The organism is Streptomyces sp. YIM 130001, from assembly GCF_003574445.1.
Lineage (GTDB): Bacteria > Actinomycetota > Actinomycetes > Streptomycetales > Streptomycetaceae > Streptomyces.
On the sequence record NZ_KZ984556.1, the window covers coordinates 222,587 to 246,370 of the forward strand.

The window sequence follows — 23,784 nt, forward strand, 5'->3', positions numbered from 1 at the left end:
GGGACTCAGGAGACGCCGAGCTCCTTGGCGTTGGCCTTGAGGTCCTCGATGCCACCGCACATGAAGAACGCCTGCTCGGGGAAGTGGTCGTACTCTCCGTCGCAGATCGCGTTGAACGCGGCGATCGACTCGTCGAGCGGCACGTCCGAACCGTCCAGGCCGGTGAACTGCTTGGCGGCGTGGGTGTTCTGCGACAGGAAGCGCTCGACGCGACGGGCGCGGTGGACGACCAGCTTGTCCTCTTCGCCCAGCTCGTCGATACCGAGGATCGCGATGATGTCCTGCAGGTCCTTGTACTTCTGCAGGATCCCCTTGACGCGGCTGGCCGCGGCGTAGTGGTCCTTCGCGATGTAGCGCGGGTCCAGGATGCGGGACGTCGAGTCCAGCGGGTCCACCGCCGGGTAGATGCCCTTCTCCGAGATCGGCCGGGAGAGCACGGTCGTCGCGTCGAGGTGCGCGAAGGTCGTGGCCGGGGCCGGGTCGGTCAGGTCGTCCGCGGGGACGTAGATCGCCTGCATCGAGGTGATCGAGTGACCACGGGTCGAGGTGATGCGCTCCTGGAGCACACCCATCTCGTCCGCCAGGGTCGGCTGGTAACCCACCGCGGAGGGCATGCGCCCGAGCAGCGTGGAGACCTCGGAGCCGGCCTGGGTGAAGCGGAAGATGTTGTCGATGAAGAGCAGAACGTCCTGCTTCTGCACGTCACGGAAGTACTCCGCCATGGTCAGCGCGGAGAGCGCGACGCGCAGACGCGTGCCCGGCGGCTCGTCCATCTGACCGAAGACGAGGGCGGTCTTGTCGAGAACGCCCGACTCCTCCATCTCGTCGATGAGGTCGTTGCCCTCACGGGTGCGCTCGCCGACACCGGCGAACACGGAAACACCGTCGTGCAGCTTCGCCACACGCATGATCATTTCCTGGATGAGGACCGTCTTGCCGACGCCGGCGCCGCCGAACAGGCCGATCTTGCCGCCCTTGACGTACGGGGTCAGCAGGTCGACGACCTTCAGGCCGGTCTCGAACATCTCGGTCTTGGACTCGAGCTGGTCGAAGGCGGGGGCCTTGCGGTGGATGGACCAGCGCTCGGACTCCTTGCCGTTCTCCTCCGGGTGGTTCAGCACCTCGCCGAGGGTGTTGAACACCTTGCCCTTGGTGAAGTCACCGACCGGCACCGTGATGCCCTTGCCGGAGTCGGTCACCGCGGCCTGGCGGACCAGACCGTCGGTGGGCTGCATGGAGATGGCGCGGACCAGGCCGTCACCCAGGTGCTGGGCGACCTCGAGGGTCAGCGTCTTGAGCTCGCCGTCCTTCGCCGGGTCGGCGACCTGGGCGGTCAGCGCGTTGTAGATCTCCGGCATGGCGTCGACGGGGAACTCCACGTCGACGACCGGGCCGATCACCCGGGCGACGCGGCCCGTGGCAACGGCCGTCTCAACTGTGGTGGTCATTACTAGTCACTCCCCGCGTTGGCGTCGGCCAGGGCTGCGGAGCCACCGACGATCTCGCTGATTTCCTGGGTGATTTCGGCCTGGCGGGCCGCGTTGGCAAGTCGGGTGAGTGAAGTGATCAGGTCACCCGCGTTGTCGGTCGCCGACTTCATCGCGCGGCGTGTGGCGGCGTGCTTGGAGGCAGCCGACTGCAGCAGCGCGTTGTAGATACGGCTCTCGACGTACCGCGGAAGGAGGGCGTCGAGGACGTCCTCCGCCGACGGCTCGAAGTCGTACAGCGGGCGGATCTCGTCCTTGGTACCCGCCTCTTCGGCGACCTCGTCGAGGCTCAGCGGAAGCAGCCGGGACTCGACCGCCTCCTGCGTCATCATCGAGACGAACTCGGTGTAGACGATGTGGAGTTCGTCCACGCCGCCCTCGGCCGTGTCCTTCTCGATGGCCTCGATCAGGGGTCCCGCGATCCGCTTCGCGTCCGAGTATTCCGGCGCGTCCGTGAAGCCGGTCCACTCGCCCGAGATCTTCCGCTCACGGAAGTTGTAGTGCGCGATGCCACGGCGGCCGACGACGTACGAGTCGACCTCCTTGCCCTCGCTGCGCAACTTCGCGGTGAGCTTCTCGGCGCCCTTGATGGCGTTGGCGTTGAACGCACCGGCCAGACCACGGTCGCTGGTGAGCAGCAGCACCGCGGCCCGAGCCGGGCTCTCGGCCTCGGTGGTCAGCGGGTGCTTGTCGTTCGCACCCGTCGCCACCGCGGTCACGGCGCGAGTGAGCTCGGTCGCGTACGGCGTGGAGGCCGCCACCTTGCGCTGTGCCTTGACGACACGCGAGGCGGCGATCATCTCCATCGCCTTGGTGATCTTCTTCGTCGCAGTGACGGACCGGATGCGACGCTTGTAGACCCGGAGCTGCGCTCCCATGAGTCAGGTCCCTTCCGTCGTCACTTCGAGCCGTCAGCAGCGCCGGCAGCCGGAGCGTCCTCGCCGAGCAGCTTGCCGTCCGAGGTCTCGAACTGCTTCTTGAACTCCGCGACCGCGTCGCCGATGGCCGTGACGGTGTCGTCGTTCATCTTGCCGCCCTCCTTGATGGAGGTCAGAAGGCCCTGCTCCTTGCGGTGCATGAACTCCAGAAGCTCGCTCTCGAAGCGGCGGATGTCGTTGACCGGTACGTCGTCCATCTTGCCGGTGGTGCCGGCCCAGACGGAAACGACCTGGTCCTCGGTACGCATCGGCTCGTACTGCTCCTGCTTGAGCAGCTCGACCATGCGCTGACCGCGCTCCAGCTGCTGCTTCGAGGCCGCGTCCAGGTCGGAGCCGAAGGCGGCGAACGCCTCGAGCTCACGGAACTGGGCGAGGTCCACGCGAAGGCGGCCGGACACCTGACGGATCGCGCGGTGCTGCGCGGAACCACCGACTCGGGAGACGGAGATACCGACGTTGAGCGCGGGGCGCACACCGGCGTTGAACAGGTCCGACTCCAGGAAGCACTGGCCGTCGGTGATGGAGATGACGTTGGTCGGAATGAACGCCGAGACGTCGTTCGCCTTGGTCTCGACGATCGGCAGACCGGTCATCGAGCCGGCACCCATCGCGTCGGAGAGCTTGGCGCAGCGCTCGAGCAGACGGGAGTGCAGGTAGAAGACGTCACCCGGGTAGGCCTCACGGCCCGGCGGACGACGGAGCAGCAGGGACACGGCGCGGTAGGCATCGGCCTGCTTCGAGAGGTCGTCGAAGACGATGAGGACGTGCTTGCCCTCGTACATCCACTGCTGGCCGATGGCCGAACCGGTGTAGGGCGCCAGGTACTTGAAGCCCGCGGGGTCGGACGCCGGGGCGGCGACGATCGTCGTGTACTCGAGCGCGCCGGCCTCTTCGAGGGCACCGCGCACCGAGGCGATGGTGGAGCCCTTCTGACCGACGGCGACGTAGATGCAGCGCACCTGCTTGTTCACGTCGCCCGAGCGCCAGTTGTCGCGCTGGTTGATGATCGTGTCGACGGCCAGGGCGGTCTTGCCGGTCTGGCGGTCGCCGATGATCAGCTGGCGCTGGCCGCGGCCGACCGGGGTCATCGCGTCGACGGCCTTGTAGCCCGTCTCCATCGGCTCGTGCACCGACTTGCGGTCCATGACCGTCGGGGCCTGCAGCTCGAGGGCGCGGCGTCCGGACGTCTCGATCTCGCCGAGTCCGTCGATCGGGGCGCCGAGCGGGTCGACGACACGACCCAGGTACCCCTCGCCCACCGGGACGGAGAGAACCTCACCGGTGCGCTGCACCGGCTGGCCCTCTTCGATGCCGCTGAACTCGCCGAGGACGATGGCACCGATCTCGCGCTCCTCAAGGTTGAGGGCGAGACCGAGGGTGCCGTCCTCGAACTTCAGCAGCTCGTTCGCCATGGCCGAGGGCAGGCCCTCGACCTTCGCGACGCCGTCGCCGGCGACGGTGACCGTGCCGACCTCCTCGCGCGAGGCCGCGTCCGGCTTGTACGCCTGGACAAAGTTCTCCAGCGCGTCCCGGATCTCCTCCGGCCGGATCGTGAGCTCCGCCATCTGGGTTCCCTGCTCTCCTTGAATTGGGCCCGAAGTTTTCTTGGGGGTCTGGGGCTGTTTCCCTTAGCGGCTTGCGCCGCGGGCCCCCAGGAATCCTCTGCACGGCCCAACTCGGGCCGCTAGCAATGCTTGTTGAGTTGGTGGTGACGGCGCTCGGCCGTCAGCCGGCCATCCGGCGACTCGCGTCCTCGAGACGGTCCGCGATGGAGCCGTTGATGACCTCGTCGCCGACCTGCACCCTGATCCCGCCGAGGACCTCGGGGTCCACGTCGAGGTTGAGGTGCATCTCGCGGCCGTAGAGCTTGGCCAGTGCACCGGCCAGACGCTGCTTCTGCCCGTCGGACAGCGGCACCGCGGAGGCCACCACGGCGACCATCCGCTCCCGGCGCTCGGCGGCGAGCTTGGACAGGGACTCGAGTCCCGCTTCCAGGCTACGTCCACGCGGCTGGGTCACCAGACGGTCGACGACCCGCTCGGTCGTCTTCTCGGCCCGGCCGCCGAGCAGGCTGCTCAGCAGCTCGCCCTTCGCGGACGTCTCGGCCGTACGGCTGGTGAGTGCGGCGCGCAGCTCGGAGTTCGAGGCGACGATCCGGCCGAACCGGAACAGCTCGTCCTCCACGTTGTCGAGCCTGCCCCGCTTCTGCGCTGCGGTGAAGTCGGCGATGTTCGCCAGCTCCTCCAGCGCATCCACCAGGTCGCGCGAACGCGACCAGCGGGAGCGGACGAGACCCGATACGAGGTCGAGCGCCTCGCCGCCGATCTGGCCGGCGAGCACCCGGTTCGCGAGCGCGGCCTTGGCCTCGCCGTCCTGCGCCGGGTCGGTGAAGACCCGACGCAGCGAGACCTCACGGCCGAGAAGCGCGGTGACAGCGGCCAGTTCGTCCGCGAGCTTCGTCGCGTCGGCCGACGTGCTGTCGGTCAGCGCGTCGAGACGCTCCTTGGCCGCGGCCAGAGCCCCGCGGCTCGCACCGTGGGCGGTCATCGCGTCGCCTCGGCCTTCTCCTCGAGGTCGTCGAGGAACCGGTCGATCGTGCGGCTCTGGCGGGCGTGGTCCTCGAGGGACTCGCCGACGAGCTTGCCGGCCAGGTCGGTCGCCAGCTTGCCGACGTCCTGACGCAGGGCCTGCGAGGCCTGCTTCTTGTCGGCCGCGATCTGGGTGTGACCGGCAGCGATGATCTCCTCACGCTGCCGCTGACCCTCGGCGCGCATCTCAGCGATGAGCTGTGCGCCCTGCTCCTGCGCCTCCTGGCGCAGTCGCGCGGCCTCGTGCCGAGCCTCGGCGAGCTGAGCCTTGTACTGCTCGAGCACGCTCTGGGCCTCGGTCTGGGCCGCCTCGGCCTTCTCGATACCGCCTTCGATCGCGTTCCGGCGCTCGTCAAGAACCTTGTTGATGTTCGGGACGAGCTTCTTCCAGAAAACGAAGAAGACGATGGCGAAGGCAATGGCGCCTACGAGCAGCTCGGGGCCCGGAGGAACGAGCGGGTTCTGCTCTTCCTCGGCCGCCAGCTGCACCAGGTTGGCGATCACATCAATGCCTTTCGTCGAAATACGGTCAGTGAAGGTCTAGATCACGTGCCGTAGACGAACGGGAGAACAATGCCGATGAGGGCGAGCGCCTCACAGAAGGCGAAGCCCAGGATCTGGTTGGCGCGGATCAGGCCGGCCGCCTCGGGCTGGCGGGCGAGGGCCTGGGTGCCGTTACCGAAGACGATGCCGACGCCGATGCCGGGGCCGATCGCGGCGAGACCGTAACCGATGGAACCGAGGGAGCCGGAGACGCCAGCGGCGAGTTCGATGGACGCGGACATGCCGTTACTTCCTTCTCTTTCATGGACCGGTGGGGGTTGGCCACCGGGCGATCTGGGGGTGGTGCGGTAGGCGGCTGCTCAGTGGTGCTTGGCGACCGCGCCCTGAAGGTACGAGCAGGCCAGGAGAACGAAGACGTACGCCTGGACCGCCTGCACGAAGAGCTCGAAGAGGATCATGACCATCGTCATGACGAAGGAGACGCCGGCGGCCGGGATGAGCCAGGCGTTCAGCAGGTACCAGGAGGCGACGGTGAACATCACCAGCATCAGGTGACCGGCGAACATGTTGGCGAAGAGCCGGACGGCGTGCGTGAAGGGACGCACAAGCAGGTTCGAGAAGAGCTCGATGAACGAGACGAGCCACTTGATCGGACCGAGCGAGTTGTCGTAACCGGTGATGTTCTTCCAACCGCCCGCGAAACCATGGCGCTTGAAGGTGACCGACACCCAGATCACATACACCAGGATGGCGAGTACGTACGGGTAGGCGATGACCGAGGCGACAGGGAACTGGGCCAGGGGGATCACGGACCAGATGTTCATGATCCAGATGAAGAAGAACAACGAGACCATCAGGGGGACGTACTTCTCGCCCTCCTTCTTGCCCATGGTCTCGTAGACGATCCCGCGGCGGACGAAGTCGTAACCTGCCTCGCCGATCAGCTGCAGCTTGCCCGGCATCACCTTGGCCTTGCCGAAGGCAAGGGTGAAGAAGGTGACGATCACCAGGGTGGTGAGCAGCGCGAGCAGGATCACCTTGTTGAACTCGAACCCACCGACCGTGAAGATCGGCTTGAAGAGGAACGAGTGCAAGCCAGGTGCCGGAAAGCCACAACCGTTGTCGGCCAGGATGCGGCAGCTCCAGTCAAAGGCGAGCTGGGTCTGATCAGTGCTCACCGCGGGCTCCTTCGGCGTGACGCATAGGTACGGCAACCTCGTTGTGTCGGCGCGGCGCGCAGCCGCGAGTCGGCACCGGACTGGTGTTTCGGATGTGGGGGCGGCAAGCAGGCATGGAGCCTCGCGATCGAACAGGCGTCAGCTCAAGTGCCCGCGCCCGCAGTGCCGCAGTTGGCACCGGACGATAGCAGGATCCCGAAGGAGCCTTTATCCCGGCCCTACCCTTCACGACGACGACCCCGTTTTGTGGTCCTTCGTCGCGTCCGAGGAGTCCGGATCGATGTAGAAAATCTTCGTCTTCATGTGCGCACGGGCCATCGAAACAACCCAGGTCAGAGTCCCGACGACGATCGCGGCAGCGAACGCCTTCGGGTTGAAGAGAGTGGTGTCCTTGAAAAGGGCGACGAAAAGGAACAGCACGAGCAGCTGCACCACATAGAGCATCAGCCCCGCCGCCTGGAACAGATACGGCCAGTGCTTGGCCGTGTACTGCAGGCCGAGGATTCCCGCCCCCATGAACACGATGACGATCGCCGTGCCGATGACAGCCCCGAGAGCACCTTCCCCGCCGGCGACGATCGCACTGACTACGGCGGCGACTGCGCCGACCGCGGCCGTGGGCACCGCAATGGGAAGGAGAGTCCGGGCGTCGAGAGACGGCATGCGGCGGCTCCACTTACGTACTGAGGAAAAGGACGAGTCGTCACGGACGAGCGTAAGGCCTCGGGACGAGAGCGAATCTCCCAGGCCAACGACCGTCGCACCACGGTCTTTCGGCCTCTTCCCGAGAACTCGTGAACGGTATCACAAACTATTTGATGAGGTCTTTACCTGTTCGGTGTGCCCACCGTCACACATGAGGGTTAATGCGCGCGTCTGTGCGTTTCGGTGGTGGAGATGTCTGGTAATGCACCGGTTTCATCGGGGCGTTCCAGCCTCACGCGGCTCGATGTGACGTGATCGTCCACCGATCGCGGTCGCTCCGTGCAGCCCTGCGCCGACCGCTTCCTCGTGCTCCTCAGAGGCAGTTGACGCCTCGTCGGCGTCACTGCTCCCGCCCGTGCCGGACGCGGCCGAGTCGGCCGAGTAGTGCCGGCCACGGCGGTAGCGCGGCGGCAGCACACTCTCCGCCCAGCTCGGCAACCGCGGCGTGAAGCGCGGGAGCAGCAGCAGCACGAGCCCGACCGCGCTCAGCGCCACGATGCACAGCACGATCCACATGGACGCCGAGTGCACCGAGTAGGCCAGCGCACCGAAGGCGATCAGGGCCGACCAGAAGTACATGATGAGGACGGCCCGGCTGTGCGAGTGGCCGATCTCCAGGAGCCGGTGGTGCAGATGCCCGCGGTCCGCCGCGAACGGCGACTGACCGCGCCAGGTGCGCCGGACGATCGCGAGGATCAGGTCGGCGGCCGGCACCGCGATGATCGTCAGCGGCAGCAGCAGCGGGATGTACACAGGCACCGTCTGGTGCACGGCCGAACGCTCGGACCCGGCGAACAGGTTCATCGCGTCCGGGTCCACCTGACCCGTGATCGAGATCGCACCTGCGGCGAGCACCAGACCGATCAGCATCGAACCGGAGTCGCCCATGAAGATCCGGGCGGGATGCATGTTGTGCGGCAGGAAGCCGAGGCACATGCCCATCAGGATCGCCGCGAACAGCGTCGCCGGGGCGGCCGCCTCCAGGCCGTAGCCGTACCAGATGCGGTAGGCGTACATGAAGAACGCGGCCGCCGCGATGCAGACCATGCCGGAGGCGAGGCCGTCCAGGCCGTCCACGAAGTTGACCGCGTTGATGGTGATCAGGACCAGGGCGACGGTGAGCAGGTTGCCCTGCCACTGGGTGAGCGAGACCGTGCCGACGCCGGGCACCGGCAGCCACAGGATGGTCAGGCCCTGCATGACCATCACGCCGGCGGCGATCATCTGGCCGCCGAGCTTGAGCAGAGCGTCGATCTCGAACTTGTCGTCCAGGACGCCGATCAGCCAGATCAGGGCGGCGCCGGAGAGCAGTGCCTGGGGTTCGCTCGAACTCTCGAAGACACCGTTGAGATTGTCCAGGTTGTCCGCGACGAGCAGTCCCGCGCAGAGTCCGAAGAACATGGCGATACCGCCGAGGCGCGGGGTCGGCTCCCGGTGCACGTCGCGCGCGCGGATCTCCGGCATCGCCCCTGCGACGATGGCGAACTTCCGCACCGGCCCGGTGAGCAGATAGGTCACCGCGGCCGTGACGCAGAGCGTCAGCAAGTATTCACGCACGGGCTTCCCCACAGATGTCGCCGGCTACCTCAGCCCCACACCCTAGCTTTGCGTGCATGACGTTGAGGAATTCCGGGTAGCGCCGACGGTTGCACGAAGGCTGCCTGGTTCCGCTCGCCTACCCCGTCTGCGGTGCTCGAGACCTGCTCTCGCCGCCCCGTCCCTCCGGTCAGGACTCCCAGAACCTCCGGTCGCGAACTCGGACTCAGACCGTGAGACCGGACACGGGGTCCGTGGGCGTGACACCTCCGGGCGGGAATCCCCGCACCAGATCCCTGACTTCGTCCCGCACCCGCCGCTCCGCGTCCGCACCGCGGATCGCGGATGCGAACAGTCCGGCGATCAGGTCCATCTCCTTCTCCCCCATCCCCTGCGTCGTCACCGCCGCGCTTCCGAGCCGTAGTCCGCGTGCGTCGCTCCAGGGCAGCGCGCAGGTGTCCAGGACCAGGCCGGCGGCGCCGAGCCGGCCGCGGGCGGTGGCCGCGTCGATGCGCAGCGGTGTGGGATCGACGGTCAGCAGGTGGGTGTCGGTGCCGCCGGTGGTGACGGTCAGGCCCTCGGCGGCCAGCCCTTCGGCCAGGGTCCGCGCATTGGCCACCACCTGGTGCGCGTACGCCGTGAAGGCCGGCGTCGACGCCTCCCGGAAGGCGACCGCCTTCGCCGCGATCGCGTTCATCTGCGCCCCGCCCTGGCTGAACGGGAACACCGCCCGGTCCACCCGCTCCGCGAGCTCCTCGCCGCACAGGATCATCCCGCCGCGTGGCCCGCGCAGCACCTTGTGCGTCGTCGCACACACCACGTCGGCGTACGGCACCGGGCTCGGCGCCGCTCCTCCGGCGACCAGGCCCATCGGGTGGGCGGCGTCCGCGATGAGGTAGGCACCGGCCTCGTCGGCGATGTCGCGGAAGGCCGCGTAGTCGATGTGCCGGGGGTACGCGATGGAGCCGCAGACCACGGCCTTCGGCCGGTGCGTGCGGGCGAGTTCGCGTACCTGCTCGTAGTCGATCAGGCCGCTCTCCGCGTCCACGCCGTACCCGACGAAGGTGAACCAGCGGCCCGAGAAGTTGACCGGCGATCCGTGGGTGAGATGACCGCCGTACGGGAGCCCCATGGCGAGCACCGTGTCGCCGGGGCGCAGCAGCGCGGCGTACGTGGCGAGGACCGCGGAGGAGCCCGAGTGCGGCTGCACATTGGCGTGTTCGGCCTCGAAGAGACGCTCGGCGCGGTCGATCGTGAGGCGTTCGGCGGCGTCGACGAGCTCGCATCCGCCGTGGTGGCGGGAGCCGGGATAGCCCTCGGCGTACTTGTTGGCCAGCGAGGAGCCGAGCGCGGTGAGCACGGCGGGCGAGACGAAGTTCTCCGCGGCGATGAGCTGCAGGGACTCGGCCTGCCGGGCGGCCTCGCCGAGCAGGATGTCGGCGATCTCGGGGTCCCCCGCGAGGCCTCGCGTGGCGAGGGCGTCAGGGGGTTCTACGTCCATGCTGAGCGCCATGGCGGGCTCCGGGCATCGAGGTGGGCTGCGGCCCCTCCAATGTAGGACGGAGCCCTGGATCCCGCCTGCCGTCGGAGCCGGTGGGTGACGCCCCTGTCCCGACCGTGCCCCTACGCCCGGGCAGGCAGCCCGGTCAGCGCGGTGACCACCGGGTCGAGCGCGTCGTGGATCTCGCCGCCGACCGCCCGGAAGAACGGCATCGGCGCACCGTACGGGTCGTAGACCTCGTCCGCTTCGACGCTGGGCGCGAGGAGCCAGCCCCGCAGCGCCGCGGCCGCACGGACCAACGCCCGCGCCCGCTCCACGACCCCCTCGCCGAGCGGATCGGGCAGCGTAGCCGGATCTATGGCCCGCACCAGGCGGGTGAACTCCTTGAGCGTGAACGTCCGCAGCCCCGCCGAATGCCCCATGGAGATGACCTGCGCCCGGTGGTCGCGCGTCGCTGTGAGCACCAGATCGGCCCGGATCACATGCTCGTCGAGGAGCTCACGTCCGAGGAAGCCGCTGGCATCGGCACCGAAGTCGGCGAGTACGGCAGCCGCGTTGGCCTCCATGTTGGCGCCCTCGTGGCCCCACGTACCGGCGCTCTCCACGATCATTCCGCCGATACCGGGGTCGTCGAGCCGGTGCGCCAGGGCATGCCGCGTCAGCCGCTCGGTGATCGGTGAGCGGCAGACGTTGCCGGTGCTGACGTGGAGGATGCGGAAGGAGTCGGTCAGGCCCGCTATGCCACGCCCCTCGGGGGCCGTCAATTGGCCACCTCGAGGTCGGGGACCACCTTCCGGAGCTCGTCCGCGTCGACCGCACCGGCCCGCAGCAGCACCGGAGTCGAGCCCGACACGTCGACGATCGACGACGGCACGATGCCCGGCGTCGGGCCGCCGTCCAAGTACACGGAGACCGAGTCGCCGAGCATCTCCTGAGCGGCGTCGCAGGTCTCCGGTGCCGGGTGTCCGGTGAGGTTCGCCGACGACACCGCCATCGGTCCCACCTCGGTGAGCAGTTCGATGGCGACGGGGTGCAGCGGCATCCGTACCGCGACGGTCCCTCGGGTGTCCCCCAGGTCCCACTGCAGCGACGGCTGGTGCTTGGTGATCAGGGTGAGGGCGCCCGGCCAGAAGGCGTCGACGAGCTCCCAGGCCTGCTCCGAGAAGTCGGTGACCAGGCCGTGCAGGGTGTTCGGCGAGCCGATCAGCACGGGCGTGGGCATGTTGCGGCCCCGGCCCTTGGCGGCGAGCAGATCGGCGACCGGCTCGGAGCCGAAGGCGTCGGCGCCGATGCCGTACACCGTGTCGGTGGGCAGCACGACCAGTTCGCCGCGGCGTACGGCGGACGCGGCCTCGCGCAGACCCGTGGTGCGGTCGGTCGCGTCGTTCGTGTCGTATCGCCTGGCCATCTAGCGAGCCTCCTCGGGCACGTCAAGCGTCTGGGTGTTCCGGCCGGTGCCGGCGGCCGCGGCCGTCACGGGGTGGCCCTGCGGGCCGTGGCGAAGCGCGGGCGGTTGTTGAGATCGGGGTGGTCCGCGGCGTCCGACCAGCCGAGTTCCTCGGTGAAGATCCACGGGACCTGGCCGCCCTGGGTGTCGGCGTGCTCGATGACGACGAGACCGCCGGGCCTCAGCAGGCGGTGCGCGGTGCGCTCCAGACCACGGATGGTGTCGAGCCCGTCCTCGCCGGAGAAGAGGGCGAGCTGCGGGTCGTAGTCACGGGCCTCGGGCGCCACGTACTCCCACTCGGTGAGCGGGATGTACGGCGGGTTGGAGATGACCAGGTCCACCTGGCCGTTCAGCTCGGGGAACGCGCTCAGTGCGTCGCCCTGGCGCAGGTCCACCCTGGAGCCCTCGACGTTCTTGCGGGTCCAGACCATGGCGTCCTCGGACAGCTCCACGGCGTGCACCCGCGAGCGGGGCACCTCCTGGGCGAGCGCGAGCGCGATGGCGCCCGACCCGGTGCACAGGTCGACGATCAGCGGCTCGACCACGTCCATGGCCCGCACCGCGTCTATGGCCCAGCCGACCACGGACTCGGTCTCCGGCCTGGGCACGAACACCCCCGGCCCGACCTGCAGTTCCAGATAGCGGAAGAAGGCGCGTCCGGTGATGTGCTGCAGCGGCTCACGGGCCTCGCGGCGCGCGATCGTCTCCCAGTAGCGGGCGTCGAAGTCCGCGTCCTTGACCGAGTGCAGCTCCCCGCGCCCCACCGCGTGCACGAAGGCGGCAAGCTCCTCGGCATCGAAGCGCGGCGAGGGAACGCCGGCATCGGCCAGCCGCTGGGTGGCCTGCGCCACCTCGGCGAGCAGCAGATTCACTGGGTCCTCCGGCTCTGGTCCTGGTGCGGATTCGGGGGTTTCACTGCACCCCTTACTGGGCGGCTGCGAGCTTCGCCGCGGAGTCCGCGTCGACGCAGGCCTGGATCACCGCGCCCAGGTCCCCGTCGAGCACCTGGTCCAAGTTGTACGCCTTGAACCCGACACGGTGGTCGGAGATGCGGTTTTCCGGGAAGTTGTACGTACGGATCTTCTCGGACCGGTCGACCGTACGAACCTGGCTGCGGCGAGCATCCGCTGCCTTGCTCTCGGCCTCCTCCTGCGCTGCGGCGAGCAGCCTGGAACGCAGGATACGCAGTGCCTGCTCCTTGTTCTGAAGCTGGCTCTTCTCGTTCTGGCAGGAGGCCACGACACCGGTGGGGACGTGGGTGATGCGCACCGCGGAGTCGGTGGTGTTGACGGACTGCCCGCCGGGTCCCGAAGAGCGGTAGACGTCGATCCGCAGATCGTTGGGGTTGATCTCGACGTCGATCTCCTCGGCCTCGGGCGTGACGAGCACACCGGCCGCTGAAGTGTGGATACGGCCCTGCGACTCGGTGGCCGGCACCCGCTGCACGCGGTGCACGCCGCCCTCGTACTTCATCCGCGCCCAGACGCCGTTGCCGGGCTCGGTCGCGCCCTGGCCGCCCTTGGTCTTGACGGCGACCTGGACATCCTTGTAGCCGCCCAGCTCGGACTCGGTGGAGTCGATGATCTCGGCCTTCCAGCCGATCCGCTCCGCGTACCGCAGATACATCCGCAGCAGGTCACCGGCGAACAGGGCGGACTCGTCGCCGCCCGCGCCCGCCTTGATCTCCAGGAGTACGTCCTTGTCGTCGCTCGGGTCCCGCGGGACGAGCAGCAGGCGCAGCTTCTCGGTGAGCTCCTCGCGCTGCTGCTCGAGGTCCTTGACCTCTGCGGCGAAGTCCGGGTCGTCCGCGCCGAGTTCACGCGCGGTCTCGATGTCGTCCCCGGTCTGCTTCCAGGAGCGGTACGTCGCGACGATCGGGCTGAGCTCGGCGTAGCGCTTGTTGAGCCTGCGCGCGTTGGCCTGGTCGGAATGGACCGAGGGGTCCGCGAGCTGCTTCTCGAGATCGGCCTGCTCGCCGATCAAGTCCTCGACGGCCTCGAACATCTCCGGGCTCCTGGATTTCGTACTACATGGATGTGGTGAGCGAGCGCCGCCGGGTCCACGCCGAACGGCCGTCCCGGGCGGACGAAAAGAACGCCGGTCCCGGGCGCCCCCGTGCGGGAGCGGCCAGGACCGGCGCTGTGGCTCGCTACTTGTTGGCGGAGCCGGCGGCCTTGCCGAAGCGGGCCTCGAACCGGGCGACGCGGCCACCGGTGTCGAGGATCTTCTGCTTGCCGGTGTAGAACGGGTGGCACTCGGAGCAGACCTCGGCACGGACGGTGCCGGATTCGATCGTGCTACGGGTGACGAACGAGGCGCCACAGGTGCAGCTGACCTGGGTCTCGACGTAATCGGGGTGAATGTCGCGCTTCAAGGTGTCTCCTAGTTTCGGGAGGGCACCGGGTCGCATGGCGGGATGCTCGTGCGTGAACCGGGGCCGACGTACCAGTCTGCCAGGACCGGCCGTATCTCCCAAAACCGGGGTGCGGGCCGAACTATTCCCCGCCCGCCGACGGCCGCCTCACGCGGGCGTCAGTTGCTGCCCACGACACTTCCCGCGTCGCCCTTGTCGCCGGCCGACTCCTTGGTGGCGGCCGCCGGGATGGCCTTGTCGCGCTGCAGGGCGTCCCAGACCAGCTTGTTCTGGCGCTCCATCGGCACCACACGGTTGGGGTCGGTGGTGTCGTACGTGACGGGCAGCGTGACCATGTTCATGTCGTTCGGGCCGATGCCCTTGAGGCTGTTCGCGAAGCCCATCAGGCTGTCCACCGAGTCGAGCTCGGAGTCGGTGGTCAGGGCCTTGGTGGCGGTGTCCGCGACACCCACCAGCTTCTTGGGGCTGGAGAACAGGCCGACGTCCTTGACCTGGTTGATCAGCGCCTTGATGAAGGCCTGCTGCAGTTGTATTCGGCCGAGGTCGCCGCCGTCGCCGACCGCGTGCCGGGTGCGGACCAGGCCGAGCGCCTGCTCGCCGTCGAGCCGGTGGTCGCCGGCCTGCAGGTCGAGGTGGCTGTCGGGGTCCTTGATCGGCTTCTTGGTGGTGATCTCCACGCCGCCGAGCTTGTCGATCAGCTTCTGGAAGCCGCTGAAGTCGACCTCCATGTAGTGGTCCATGCGGATCCCGGACATCTTCTCGACGGTCTTCACCGCGCAGGCCGGCCCGCCGACCGAGTACGACTCGTTGAACATCACCCGGGCGCCGCCCGGATCGTTGCCGCCGTCCTCGGTGGCGCACTCGGGGCGGGTGATCAGGGTGTCCCTCGGTATGGAGACGACGCTGGCCTTCTTGTGGCCCTTGTAGACGTGCACGACCATCGCCGTGTCCGAACGGGCGCCTTCGTCGCCTCCGCCGCCGAGGTGGCCGTTCTTGCCCTCACGGGAGTCGGAGCCGAGCACCAGGATGTCCATGGAGCCGTTGTCCACGTTCTCCGGGCGGTCCTTGCCGAGCGCTGCGTTGATGTCGACGCCGTCGATGTTGCCGTTGAGCTTGAAGTAGAGGTAGCCGAGGCCGGTGCCACCGAGCACCACCACGGAGGCCGCGACCCAGGCCGAGACGACCAGGGCCTTCCTCCGCTTGCTGCGCGGCTTGCGGCGTCGTCCCTTGCCGCTGCGGCGCGGGGACGTGCTGCTCTCGGGCTCGCTCTCGTCGGGCGTCATGCGCTCCTCAGTCCTCGGTGGTCGGGTACCCCCTGCTCTCAGGGCCAACTGTGTTCCGTCGTCCGCGGCGGCCGGGTCCGTGCTCGGTCCGGCCATGTGTCAGACGTGGAAACCGCAGAAAGGGTTGCACAGCCACCTAAGCGCCCCGTCAGCGCAAGCCGTGCGCGGGACCGGTCCCGAGTACGCCGCACAGTGCCCCGCCCTCCCTCTTCCCGCCCTGTCCACCTGGGAGTTCATCGCGCACACCCACCTCGACCGCGAGGCACACGGAACGGCGCGTTGTGGTCAAGATCTCTGTCGGCCCCACCTCGGGCGTGACGCACGCCACTCCCGTACGTACAGCCCAACACGCCCTGCACACACGGGAGTTGGGCCGATACGCACGACGGCGCCCCGTCACCTCGGAAGGTGAGGGGGCGCCGTTCGCGGTGCCGGGGCGACGTCAGTCGTTGCCGTTGCCCGGGGTCGGTGCCGTCTTCGCGATCTGCATCAGGAACTCGGCGTTCGACTTCGTCTTCTTCATCTTGTCGAGGAGCAGCTCGATGGCCTGCTGCGAGTCGAGCGCGTGCAGCACCCGGCGCAGCTTCCAGACGATCGCCAGCTCTTCGCTGTTGAGGAGGATCTCTTCCTTACGGGTGGAGGACGCGTCGACGTCCACCGCCGGGAAGATGCGCTTGTCCGAGAGCTTCCGGTCGAGCTTGAGCTCCATGTTGCCGGTGCCCTTGAACTCCTCGAAGATCACCTCGTCCATGCGCGAGCCGGTGTCGACGAGCGCGGTGGCCAGGATGGTCAGCGAGCCGCCGTCCTCGATGTTGCGCGCCGCACCGAAGAACCGCTTCGGCGGGTAGAGCGCGGTCGAGTCGACACCACCGGACAGGATGCGCCCGGAGGCCGGTGCCGCGAGGTTGTACGCACGGCCGAGGCGGGTGATGGAGTCGAGCAGGACGACCACGTCGTGACCCAGCTCGACGAGACGCTTGGCGCGCTCGATGGCCAGCTCGGCGACGGTGGTGTGGTCCTCGGCGGGACGGTCGAAGGTCGAGGAGATGACCTCGCCCTTCACCGACCGCTGCATGTCGGTGACCTCTTCCGGACGCTCGTCGACCAGGACGACCATCAGGTGGCACTCGGGGCTGTTGACCGTGATCGCGTTGGCGACCGCCTGCAGGATCATGGTCTTACCGGTCTTCGGCGGGGCCACGATCAGGCCTCGCTGACCCTTACCGATCGGCGACACGAGGTCGATGATGCGGGTGGTCAGGATGCCCGGGTCGGTCTCGAGGCGCAGTCGCTCCTGCGGGTACAGGGGCGTGAGCTTGTTGAACTCCGAGCGGCCGCGGCCGGTTTCGGGCGCCATGCCGTTCACCGAGTCGAGACGCACCAGGGCGTTGAACTTCTCGCGCCGCTCGCCGTCCTTGGGCTGGCGCACCGCACCGGTGACGTGGTCACCCTTGCGCAGGCCGTTCTTACGGACCTGGGCGAGCGAGACGTACACGTCGTTCGGGCCGGGCAGGTAGCCCGAGGTCCGGATGAACGCGTAGTTGTCGAGGATGTCGAGGATGCCCGCGACGGGGATCAGGACGTCGTCCTCGGAGATCTGCGGCTCGCCGCCGACGTCGTCACGGCCGCGGCGGCCACGACGATCGCGGTAGCGGCCACGGCGTCCGCGCCGGCCGCCCTCGAAGTCGTCGTCGTCATCGCGACGGTCCTGACGGCCGCCGTCCTTGCGGCCCTGCTGGTTACCGCCCTGGTTGCCGCCCTGGTTGCCCTGGTCGTCACCCTTGTTGCGGCGGTCACGGTCGCGGCCGCGGCGGTTGTTGTTGCCACGGTCTCCGCGGTCGCGGTTGCGGTTGCCGTCGGAGTTGTCGCCACCCTCGGAGCGGCCCTCGGAACGGCCCTCGTCGGAGCGGTTGTCGGACTTGTCGCCGCCCTTGTCGTTGCGGTCGGACTTCTCGCCGCGCTCGGCCCTGGGCTCCGCCTTGGCCTCGTTCTTGGCGCCGGCGCTGTCGGGGCTGCCCGCGTCGGCGGTGGCGCGGCGCCTGCGGCGCTCAGCGGTCGGTGCACCGTCGTTCGCGGGCTGGCCCGGGATGTCAATCTGCTGCTGGGCCTGGGACTTGGCGTCCTTGTCCGCAGTCTTGGCGGCCTTCTCGGCGGCGGCCGGCGCGGCGTCCGCGCCCTCCGTCTCGCCGGTGCGGGTCTTGGAGGTGGTGCGGCGCTTCGGCTTGGTCTCGCCGCTCTCGGCGGCGGGGGCGCTCTTCGACGGCGCGGAGCCGCTCGCGGCGCCACCTGCCTGCGCTTCCTTGATGACCTCGATCAGCTGGCTCTTGCGCATCCGCGCGGTGCCCCTGATACCGAGGCCGGAGGCCACCTGCTGAAGCTCTGCCAGCACCATGCCCTCGAGGCCGGTTCCGCGGCGCCGCCGCGTGCCGGCCGATGCACCGGTGGCAGGCGCAGCTGATGCGTCCGTGGCGGGCGCGGCGGCGGTCTCGTCGACACGTGCGCCCATCAGATCGGTGGAGTCGCTCACGAAGGGTCCTTCCCTGGAGCGGGCGTCGGCCTGTCTGGCTCGGCGACCGGTTGTGCTGTCCGGCTGTGGTCCTGTGTGTCAGGGCCGTGCCGGGGGCGGTGGTCCGCCACAGCGGCGGAAGAGTTCATTGATGACGACGAGGTCCGATGTGGTGCCACCCGTGGTGCTGTGTCACTCGGCTCGGTCACGCCGGTTCCGGAGCATGCTCGGCACCGCTCGACGCGTGGCATCGAACAGTTTGGGGGGCTCCCGGAAGAAAGTCTGTCCCCTGCTGGCTGCCGATCGGGGACAAGAAGCACCACGCCATTCGGACGTCGGGTGCTGACTTGAGGTTAACACTACCGGATCCAACAAACATTCCCCCTCTCTCGTCCGGCATGAGCGTCCTACTGCGCCAGCGGCAGCACACTCGCTCCCGCGGAGTCGAGTTCCAGGCGGTTCGCCGCCCAGCCTTCGCCCGCGAGCTGCGCGACCTTGTCGGCCTCGCTGTCCTCGGCAAGCGCGAGGACCGTGGGTCCCGCGCCTGAGATCACCGCGGGGACGCCGTCCGCCCGCAGTCGCTCGACCAGGGTGGCGCTCTCCGGCATGGCCGGGGCGCGGTACTCCTGGTGCAGTCGGTCTTCGGTGGCCGGAAGCAGCAGCTCGGGGCGTCGGGTCATGGCCTCGACGAGGAGCGCGGCTCGACCGGCGTTGGTGGCGGCGTCGACGTGCGGGACGCTGCGCGGCAGCAGTCCGCGGGCCGTCGCGGTGAGTACCGCCTTGGCCGGTACGAAAACCACCGGAACGATGGAATCTGCGGGGTCCATCCTGATCGCCCGCGCCGCACCCGCGTCCATCCAGGAGAGCGTGAACCCGCCGAGCAGACAGGCCGCGACGTTGTCCGGATGGCCCTCGATCTCGGTGGCGAGCTCGAGCAGCGCGGCGTCGTCGAGCTTGCCGTCGCCGCCTATCGTCACCGCGCGCGCGGCGAGAATTCCGGCGCAGATGGCGGCGGACGACGAGCCGAGGCCCCTGCCGTGCGGGATGCGGTTGGCACAGACGATCTCGAGGCCGCGGGGCTGCCCGCCGAGCAGGTCGAAGGTGGTGCGCAGGGAGCGTACGAGCAGGTGGTTCTCGTCGCGCGGGAGGGAGTCGGAGCCCTCACCTGCGATGTCGATGTGCAGACCGGAATCGGCCACCCGGACTACGACGTCGTCGTAGAGGCCCAGCGACAGGCCCAGGGCGTCGAAGCCCGGGCCCAGATTGGCGCTGGTGGCGGGGACGCGCACCCGGACGGCGGCGGCGCGGAATGCGGGACCGGCCATCGCTCGATGACTCTCCTTGTTGAACTGCGAGACGTGAGCGTTTCGCAAGAGGATCTACTGATTTCGCAAGAGGTGACGAATGCCCGAAGGCCGCTGCCTGCGGCACCGCGGCAAAGGCGGCGGGGCGGATTCGGTACAGCCTATCGAAGGAAGGTTCTGTGGCGACATAGGGCGCACAGGAGGCGCACGATGCGTGTCGCAAGCCCCCTGTGCACCCCCTGCTGCGAATTGAGGGGATTTACCCGGTCCGGCACGCGCCCTATGTCCGCTTTTCGCGCGGCCAGGGGCTTCGGTAATTCCTTGGAGTATTTCCGCGTAGGCCCGGCATCCGGCGTCCCTGCAGTGCAGAACCACCCCATTCCGGCCGCTCCAGAGGATGTGACCGACGGGATTCGGCCAATCCGGGGACGCCGGCCACGACCGGGGCCGGCCGGCACCGCAAGCACTCTCCGAGCCGAGCGGAATCGGCCCGTCCGGAGAGTGCTTCCGTATGCCTGGAGCGCCCTGGATCAGGCGAGACCGAGACGCTCGGCTGCGGCCGCCGCGTCGACCGGGACGGTGACCGGCTGCGGAGCGCCCGCGACGGCCCAGTCCGGGTCCTTGAGGCCGTTGCCCGTCACGGTGCAGACGATGCGCTGCCCCTTGTCGACCTTGCCCTCTTCCACGGCCTTGAGCAGACCGGCCACCGAAGCCGCCGACGCGGGCTCCACGAACACGCCCTCGCGAGCGGCCAACAGGCGGTACGCACGCAGGATCTGACGGTCGGTCACCTCGTCGATGAAGCCGCCCGACTCGTCCCGGGCGGCCTCCGCGAGCGACCAGGACGCCGGGTTGCCGATGCGGATCGCGGTGGCGATCGTCGACGGGTCCTTGACCACCTCACCGCGCACGATCGGCGCCGCACCGGAGGCCTGGAAGCCCCACATCCGCGGCGTGTGCGTGGCCGGGCCGTCCGCCGCGTACTCGCGGTAGCCCTTCCAATACGCGGTGATGTTGCCCGCGTTGCCGACCGGCAGGACATGGAGGTCGGGAGCGTCGCCGAGGCGGTCGACGATCTCGAAGGCGGCGGTCTTCTGGCCCTCGATGCGGACCGGGTTGACCGAATTGACCAGGGCCACCGGGTAGTTCTCGGACAAGTTTCGAGCCAGTACCAGGCAGTCGTCGAAGTTGCCGTCGACCTGGAGGATCTTGGCGCCGTGCACCAGGGCCTGGCCGAGCTTGCCCATCGCGATCTTGCCCTGCGGTACGAGCACGGCGCTGACCATGCCGGCCTTGCCGCCGTAGGCCGCCGCCGAGGCCGAGGTGTTGCCGGTGGAGGCGCAGATGACGGCCTGCGCACCCTCTTCCTTGGCCTTGGAGATCGCCATCGTCATACCGCGGTCCTTGAAGGAACCGGTCGGGTTGGCGCCCTCGACCTTGAGGTGCACCTCGCAGCCCGTCAGCTCGGAGAGCACGCCCGCGTGCACGAGCGGCGTACCGCCCTCACCGAGCGTGACCACGGGCGTCGCGGCGCTGACAGGCAGCCGGTCTCGGTACTCCTCGATGATCCCGCGCCACTGGTGGGCGCCGTTCCGAGGGGCCGGGGGGATGGACATCGTTCCCTACTCTCCTTCAACGCGCATGATGCTGGCGACGCCCCGCACGGTGTCGAGTCGGCGCAGTGCCTCGACGGTCCCGGTGAGGGCGGCGTCGGACGCTCGATGGGTGACGACTACGAGGGACGCTTCCCCGCCCTCAACGGAAGCGGCTACGCCGCCCTGGTCCCTCCCCTGCTGGCGCACCGTGTCGATGGAGACACCGTGCTCGGCGAAAACCGTCGCGACCTGAGCGAGGACACCAGGCTTGTCGGCCACGTCCAGGCTGATGTGGTAGCGCGTGACCACCTCGCCCATCGGGCTCACCGGCAGGCGGGTGTAAGCGGATTCGCCTGGTCCGGTGGCGCCCGCGAGTTTGTTGCGGCAGACCGCGACCAGGTCGCCGAGTACCGCGGACGCGGTCGGTGCGCCGCCGGCGCCGGGGCCGTAGAACATCAGGCGGCCGGCCGCCTCCGACTCGACGAACACCGCGTTGTACGCCTCGCGGACGGAGGCCAGCGGGTGGGTGAGCGGGAGCATCGCCGGGTGCACCCTGGCCGTGACCGAGGCGCCGTCCGCGGCGCGCTCGCAGATCGCCAGGAGCTTGATGGTGCAGCCCATCCGGCGGGCCGAGGCGAAGTCTGCGGCCGTCACCTCGGTCATGCCCTCGCGGTACACGTCGTCGAGGCGGACCCGGGTGTGGAAGGCGATGCCCGCCAGGATCGCGGCCTTCGCCGCAGCGTCGAAGCCCTCGACGTCGGCCGTCGGGTCGGCCTCCGCGTAACCGAGCGCGGTCGCCTCGTCCAGGGACTCCTGGTAGCCGGCGCCGGTCGAGTCCATCTTGTCGAGGATGAAGTTGGTGGTGCCGTTCACGATGCCGAGCACGCGGTCGACCTTGTCGCCGGCGAGGGACTCGCGCAACGGCCTGATCAGCGGGATCGCACCGGCCACGGCGGCCTCGTAGTACAGGTCGCGACCGTGCTCCTCGGCGGCCTCGTGCAGGGACGCGCCCTCCTGGGCGAGCAGCGCCTTGTTGGCCGATACGACGGAGGCGCCGTGCTCGAAGGCCGTGGTGATCAGGCCTCGGGCCGGCTCGATGCCGCCGATGACCTCGACGACCACGTCGATGTCACCCCGCTTCACCAGAGCAGTGGCGTCGGTGGTGATCAGCTCGGCGGGGATTCCCTCGCGCACCCGGTCCGGGCGCCGCACGGCCACCCCGGCGAGCTCGACCGGGGCGCCGATACGCGCTGCGAGGTCCTCGGCGTGCGTCGTCATGATGCGCGCCACCTCGGAGCCGACAACCCCGCAGCCAAGCAGCGCCACCTTCAGCGGACGCGAACGCATCATCCGACCTCACTTCTCGTACATCTGTGGTGGGACCAGTCTCACGCACCGGAACGCAGTTTCTATCCCTCGTCCGGATCGTGAGATCTCTTTTTCCAGCTATCCGACATCGAGCCGCAGGAGATCTTCCTCCGTCTCCCGTCGGACGATCACCCGCGCGGCGCCGTCCGCCACGGAGACGACGGGCGGGCGCAGCGCATGGTTGTAGTTGCTCGCCATCGAGCGGCAGTACGCACCGGTCGCCGGCACCGCGATCAGGTCGCCCGGTGCCAGGTCGGCCGGCAGGAACGCGTCCTTCACCACGATGTCACCGCTCTCGCAGTGCTTGCCGACGACCCGTACCAGCATCGAGGGCGCGTCCGAGCGGCGCGACACCAGGGCCACCGTGTACTCGGCGTCGTAGAGCGCGGTCCTGATGTTGTCCGACATGCCGCCGTCGACACTCACGTAGGTCCGCAGGCCCTCGAGGGGCTTGATGGTGCCGACCTCGTAGAGCGTGAACGCGGTGGGGCCGACGATCGCGCGGCCCGGCTCGACGGAGATGCGCGGCGCCGCGAGGCCGGCCGATGCGCATTCGCGGCTCACGATCTCGCCCAGCGACTTGGCGATCTCGTGCGGTTCGCGCGGGTCGTCGTCCGGGGTGTACGCGATGCCGAGACCGCCGCCGAGGTCGATCTCGGGGAGTTCGACGCCGTGCTCGTCGCGGATCTCGGCGAGCAGCTGTACGACCCGGCGGGCGGAGACCTCGAAGCCTGCCATGTCGAAGATCTGCGAGCCGATGTGGCTGTGGATGCCGACGAGTTCGAGGCCGTCGAGGGATAGGGCGCGGCGTACCGCCTCGGCGGCCTGGCCGTCCGCGAGGGCGATGCCGAACTTCTGGTCCTCGTGCGCGGTGGCGATGAACTCGTGGGTGTGGGCCTCGACGCCGACCGTCACCCGGATCTGCACCCGCTGGCGGCGGCCGAGCCGGTCGGCGATGTGCGCGACCCGGGCGATCTCCTGGAAGGAGTCGAGGACGATGCGGCCGATGCCGACCTCGACCGCCCGCTCGATCTCGGCGGGCGTCTTGTTGTTGCCGTGGAAGGCGATGCGGTCGGCCGGCATGCCCGCGGCGAGCGCGGTGGCCAGTTCCCCGCCGGAGCAGACGTCGAGGTTGAGGCCCTCCTCGTAGAGCCACTTCACGACCGCGCGGGAGAGGAAGGCCTTGCCGGCGTAGAAGACGTCGGCGCCGTCGCCGAACGCGTCGCGCCATGCGCGGCAGCGGGCGCGGAAGTCTGCCTCGTCCATGAGGTAGGCCGGCGTACCGAACTCCTCGGCGAGACGGGTCACTTCGATTCCGCCGACGCGTACCGCGCCGTCGGCGTCACGGGTCACGGTGCGCGGCCAGACCTTCTCGTCCAGGGCGTTGAGGTCGGTCGGCGGCGCCTGGTAGTGGCCCTCGGGCAGTACGTCGGCGTGGCGGGGGCCGGCGGGGTGCGCGGAACGGCTCAT

The 23,784-nt window shown here is 68.9% G+C and carries 21 protein-coding genes; all 21 read right to left on the bottom strand.

Translation table 11 applies throughout. The features are described 5' to 3' along the window. Positions 1-5: 5 nt before the first annotated feature. The 21 genes from atpD to lysA all read right to left on the bottom strand — a co-directional run bounded on the left by atpD (position 6) and on the right by lysA (position 23,784). Entirely contained in the window at positions 6-1,448 is a 1,443-nt protein-coding gene (atpD, locus tag DSC45_RS18245; protein WP_119292227.1) for a F0F1 ATP synthase subunit beta, read from the bottom strand. Positions 1,449-1,450: 2 nt separating this feature from the next. Further along, entirely contained in the window at positions 1,451-2,365 is a 915-nt protein-coding gene (locus DSC45_RS18250) for a F0F1 ATP synthase subunit gamma (protein ID WP_119292229.1), read from the bottom strand. A 20-nt stretch (positions 2,366-2,385) separates the two neighbouring features. Continuing rightward, entirely contained in the window at positions 2,386-3,990 is a 1,605-nt protein-coding gene (atpA, locus tag DSC45_RS18255; RefSeq protein ID WP_119292230.1) for a F0F1 ATP synthase subunit alpha, read from the bottom strand. Between the two features lie 160 nt (positions 3,991-4,150). Continuing rightward, positions 4,151-4,972, bottom strand: coding sequence for a F0F1 ATP synthase subunit delta (locus DSC45_RS18260; protein ID WP_119292232.1), 822 nt, complete (start codon positions 4,970-4,972; stop codon positions 4,151-4,153). Beyond that, positions 4,969-5,517, bottom strand: a complete 549-nt coding sequence (locus tag DSC45_RS18265) for a F0F1 ATP synthase subunit B (protein ID WP_119292234.1) — start codon at positions 5,515-5,517, stop codon at positions 4,969-4,971. The genes DSC45_RS18260 and DSC45_RS18265 overlap by 4 nt, the downstream gene beginning before the upstream one ends. Positions 5,518-5,558: 41 nt before the next feature. Further along, on the bottom strand, positions 5,559-5,798 hold the full coding sequence (gene atpE / locus DSC45_RS18270) for an ATP synthase F0 subunit C (protein WP_119292236.1): 240 nt from the start codon (positions 5,796-5,798) through the stop codon (positions 5,559-5,561). Positions 5,799-5,876: 78 nt separating this feature from the next. After that, entirely contained in the window at positions 5,877-6,647 is a 771-nt protein-coding gene (gene atpB, locus DSC45_RS18275) for a F0F1 ATP synthase subunit A (RefSeq protein ID WP_119292359.1), read from the bottom strand. 273 nt (positions 6,648-6,920) lie between these two features. Next, entirely contained in the window at positions 6,921-7,358 is a 438-nt protein-coding gene (locus DSC45_RS18280; RefSeq protein ID WP_119292237.1) for a Cg1360 family ATP-synthase-associated protein, read from the bottom strand. 255 nt (positions 7,359-7,613) lie between these two features. After that, complete coding sequence (locus tag DSC45_RS18285) at positions 7,614-8,957, bottom strand: MraY family glycosyltransferase (RefSeq protein ID WP_119292361.1); 1,344 nt, start codon at positions 8,955-8,957, stop codon at positions 7,614-7,616. A 205-nt stretch (positions 8,958-9,162) separates the two neighbouring features. Further along, positions 9,163-10,449 (bottom strand): serine hydroxymethyltransferase, encoded by a 1,287-nt coding sequence (glyA, locus tag DSC45_RS18290; RefSeq protein ID WP_119292239.1) that lies wholly within the window; start codon positions 10,447-10,449, stop codon positions 9,163-9,165. Between the two features lie 110 nt (positions 10,450-10,559). Beyond that, positions 10,560-11,201 (bottom strand): arsenate reductase/protein-tyrosine-phosphatase family protein, encoded by a 642-nt coding sequence (locus tag DSC45_RS18295; protein WP_119292241.1) that lies wholly within the window; start codon positions 11,199-11,201, stop codon positions 10,560-10,562. Beyond that, on the bottom strand, positions 11,198-11,845 hold the full coding sequence (locus DSC45_RS18300; protein WP_119292242.1) for an L-threonylcarbamoyladenylate synthase: 648 nt from the start codon (positions 11,843-11,845) through the stop codon (positions 11,198-11,200). The genes DSC45_RS18295 and DSC45_RS18300 overlap by 4 nt, the downstream gene beginning before the upstream one ends. A gap of 65 nt (positions 11,846-11,910) precedes the next feature. Continuing rightward, entirely contained in the window at positions 11,911-12,756 is an 846-nt protein-coding gene (gene prmC, locus DSC45_RS18305) for a peptide chain release factor N(5)-glutamine methyltransferase (RefSeq protein WP_119292244.1), read from the bottom strand. A gap of 52 nt (positions 12,757-12,808) precedes the next feature. Beyond that, positions 12,809-13,888: a peptide chain release factor 1 gene (gene prfA / locus DSC45_RS18310; protein ID WP_119292246.1), complete on the bottom strand. Its 1,080-nt coding sequence runs from the start codon at positions 13,886-13,888 to the stop codon at positions 12,809-12,811. A 145-nt stretch (positions 13,889-14,033) separates the two neighbouring features. Next, positions 14,034-14,258, bottom strand: coding sequence for a 50S ribosomal protein L31 (rpmE, locus tag DSC45_RS18315; RefSeq protein WP_119292248.1), 225 nt, complete (start codon positions 14,256-14,258; stop codon positions 14,034-14,036). Between the two features lie 158 nt (positions 14,259-14,416). Beyond that, positions 14,417-15,541: an LCP family protein gene (locus tag DSC45_RS18320; RefSeq protein WP_119292250.1), complete on the bottom strand. Its 1,125-nt coding sequence runs from the start codon at positions 15,539-15,541 to the stop codon at positions 14,417-14,419. A gap of 442 nt (positions 15,542-15,983) precedes the next feature. Beyond that, the gene (gene rho, locus DSC45_RS18325) at positions 15,984-18,068 is read right to left on the bottom strand and encodes a transcription termination factor Rho (RefSeq protein ID WP_119292252.1); all 2,085 of its coding nucleotides are present in this window, start codon (positions 18,066-18,068) and stop codon (positions 15,984-15,986) included. 386 nt (positions 18,069-18,454) lie between these two features. Further along, the gene (gene thrB / locus DSC45_RS18330) at positions 18,455-19,372 is read right to left on the bottom strand and encodes a homoserine kinase (protein WP_119292254.1); all 918 of its coding nucleotides are present in this window, start codon (positions 19,370-19,372) and stop codon (positions 18,455-18,457) included. A 509-nt stretch (positions 19,373-19,881) separates the two neighbouring features. Continuing rightward, on the bottom strand, positions 19,882-20,967 hold the full coding sequence (gene thrC / locus DSC45_RS18335; RefSeq protein WP_119292255.1) for a threonine synthase: 1,086 nt from the start codon (positions 20,965-20,967) through the stop codon (positions 19,882-19,884). Positions 20,968-20,973: 6 nt separating this feature from the next. Beyond that, positions 20,974-22,293 carry a homoserine dehydrogenase gene (locus DSC45_RS18340; RefSeq protein ID WP_119292363.1) on the bottom strand — a complete coding sequence of 440 codons (1,320 nt, stop codon included), beginning with the start codon at positions 22,291-22,293 and terminating at the stop codon, positions 20,974-20,976. 99 nt (positions 22,294-22,392) lie between these two features. Continuing rightward, positions 22,393-23,784: a diaminopimelate decarboxylase gene (lysA, locus tag DSC45_RS18345; protein WP_119292257.1), complete on the bottom strand. Its 1,392-nt coding sequence runs from the start codon at positions 23,782-23,784 to the stop codon at positions 22,393-22,395.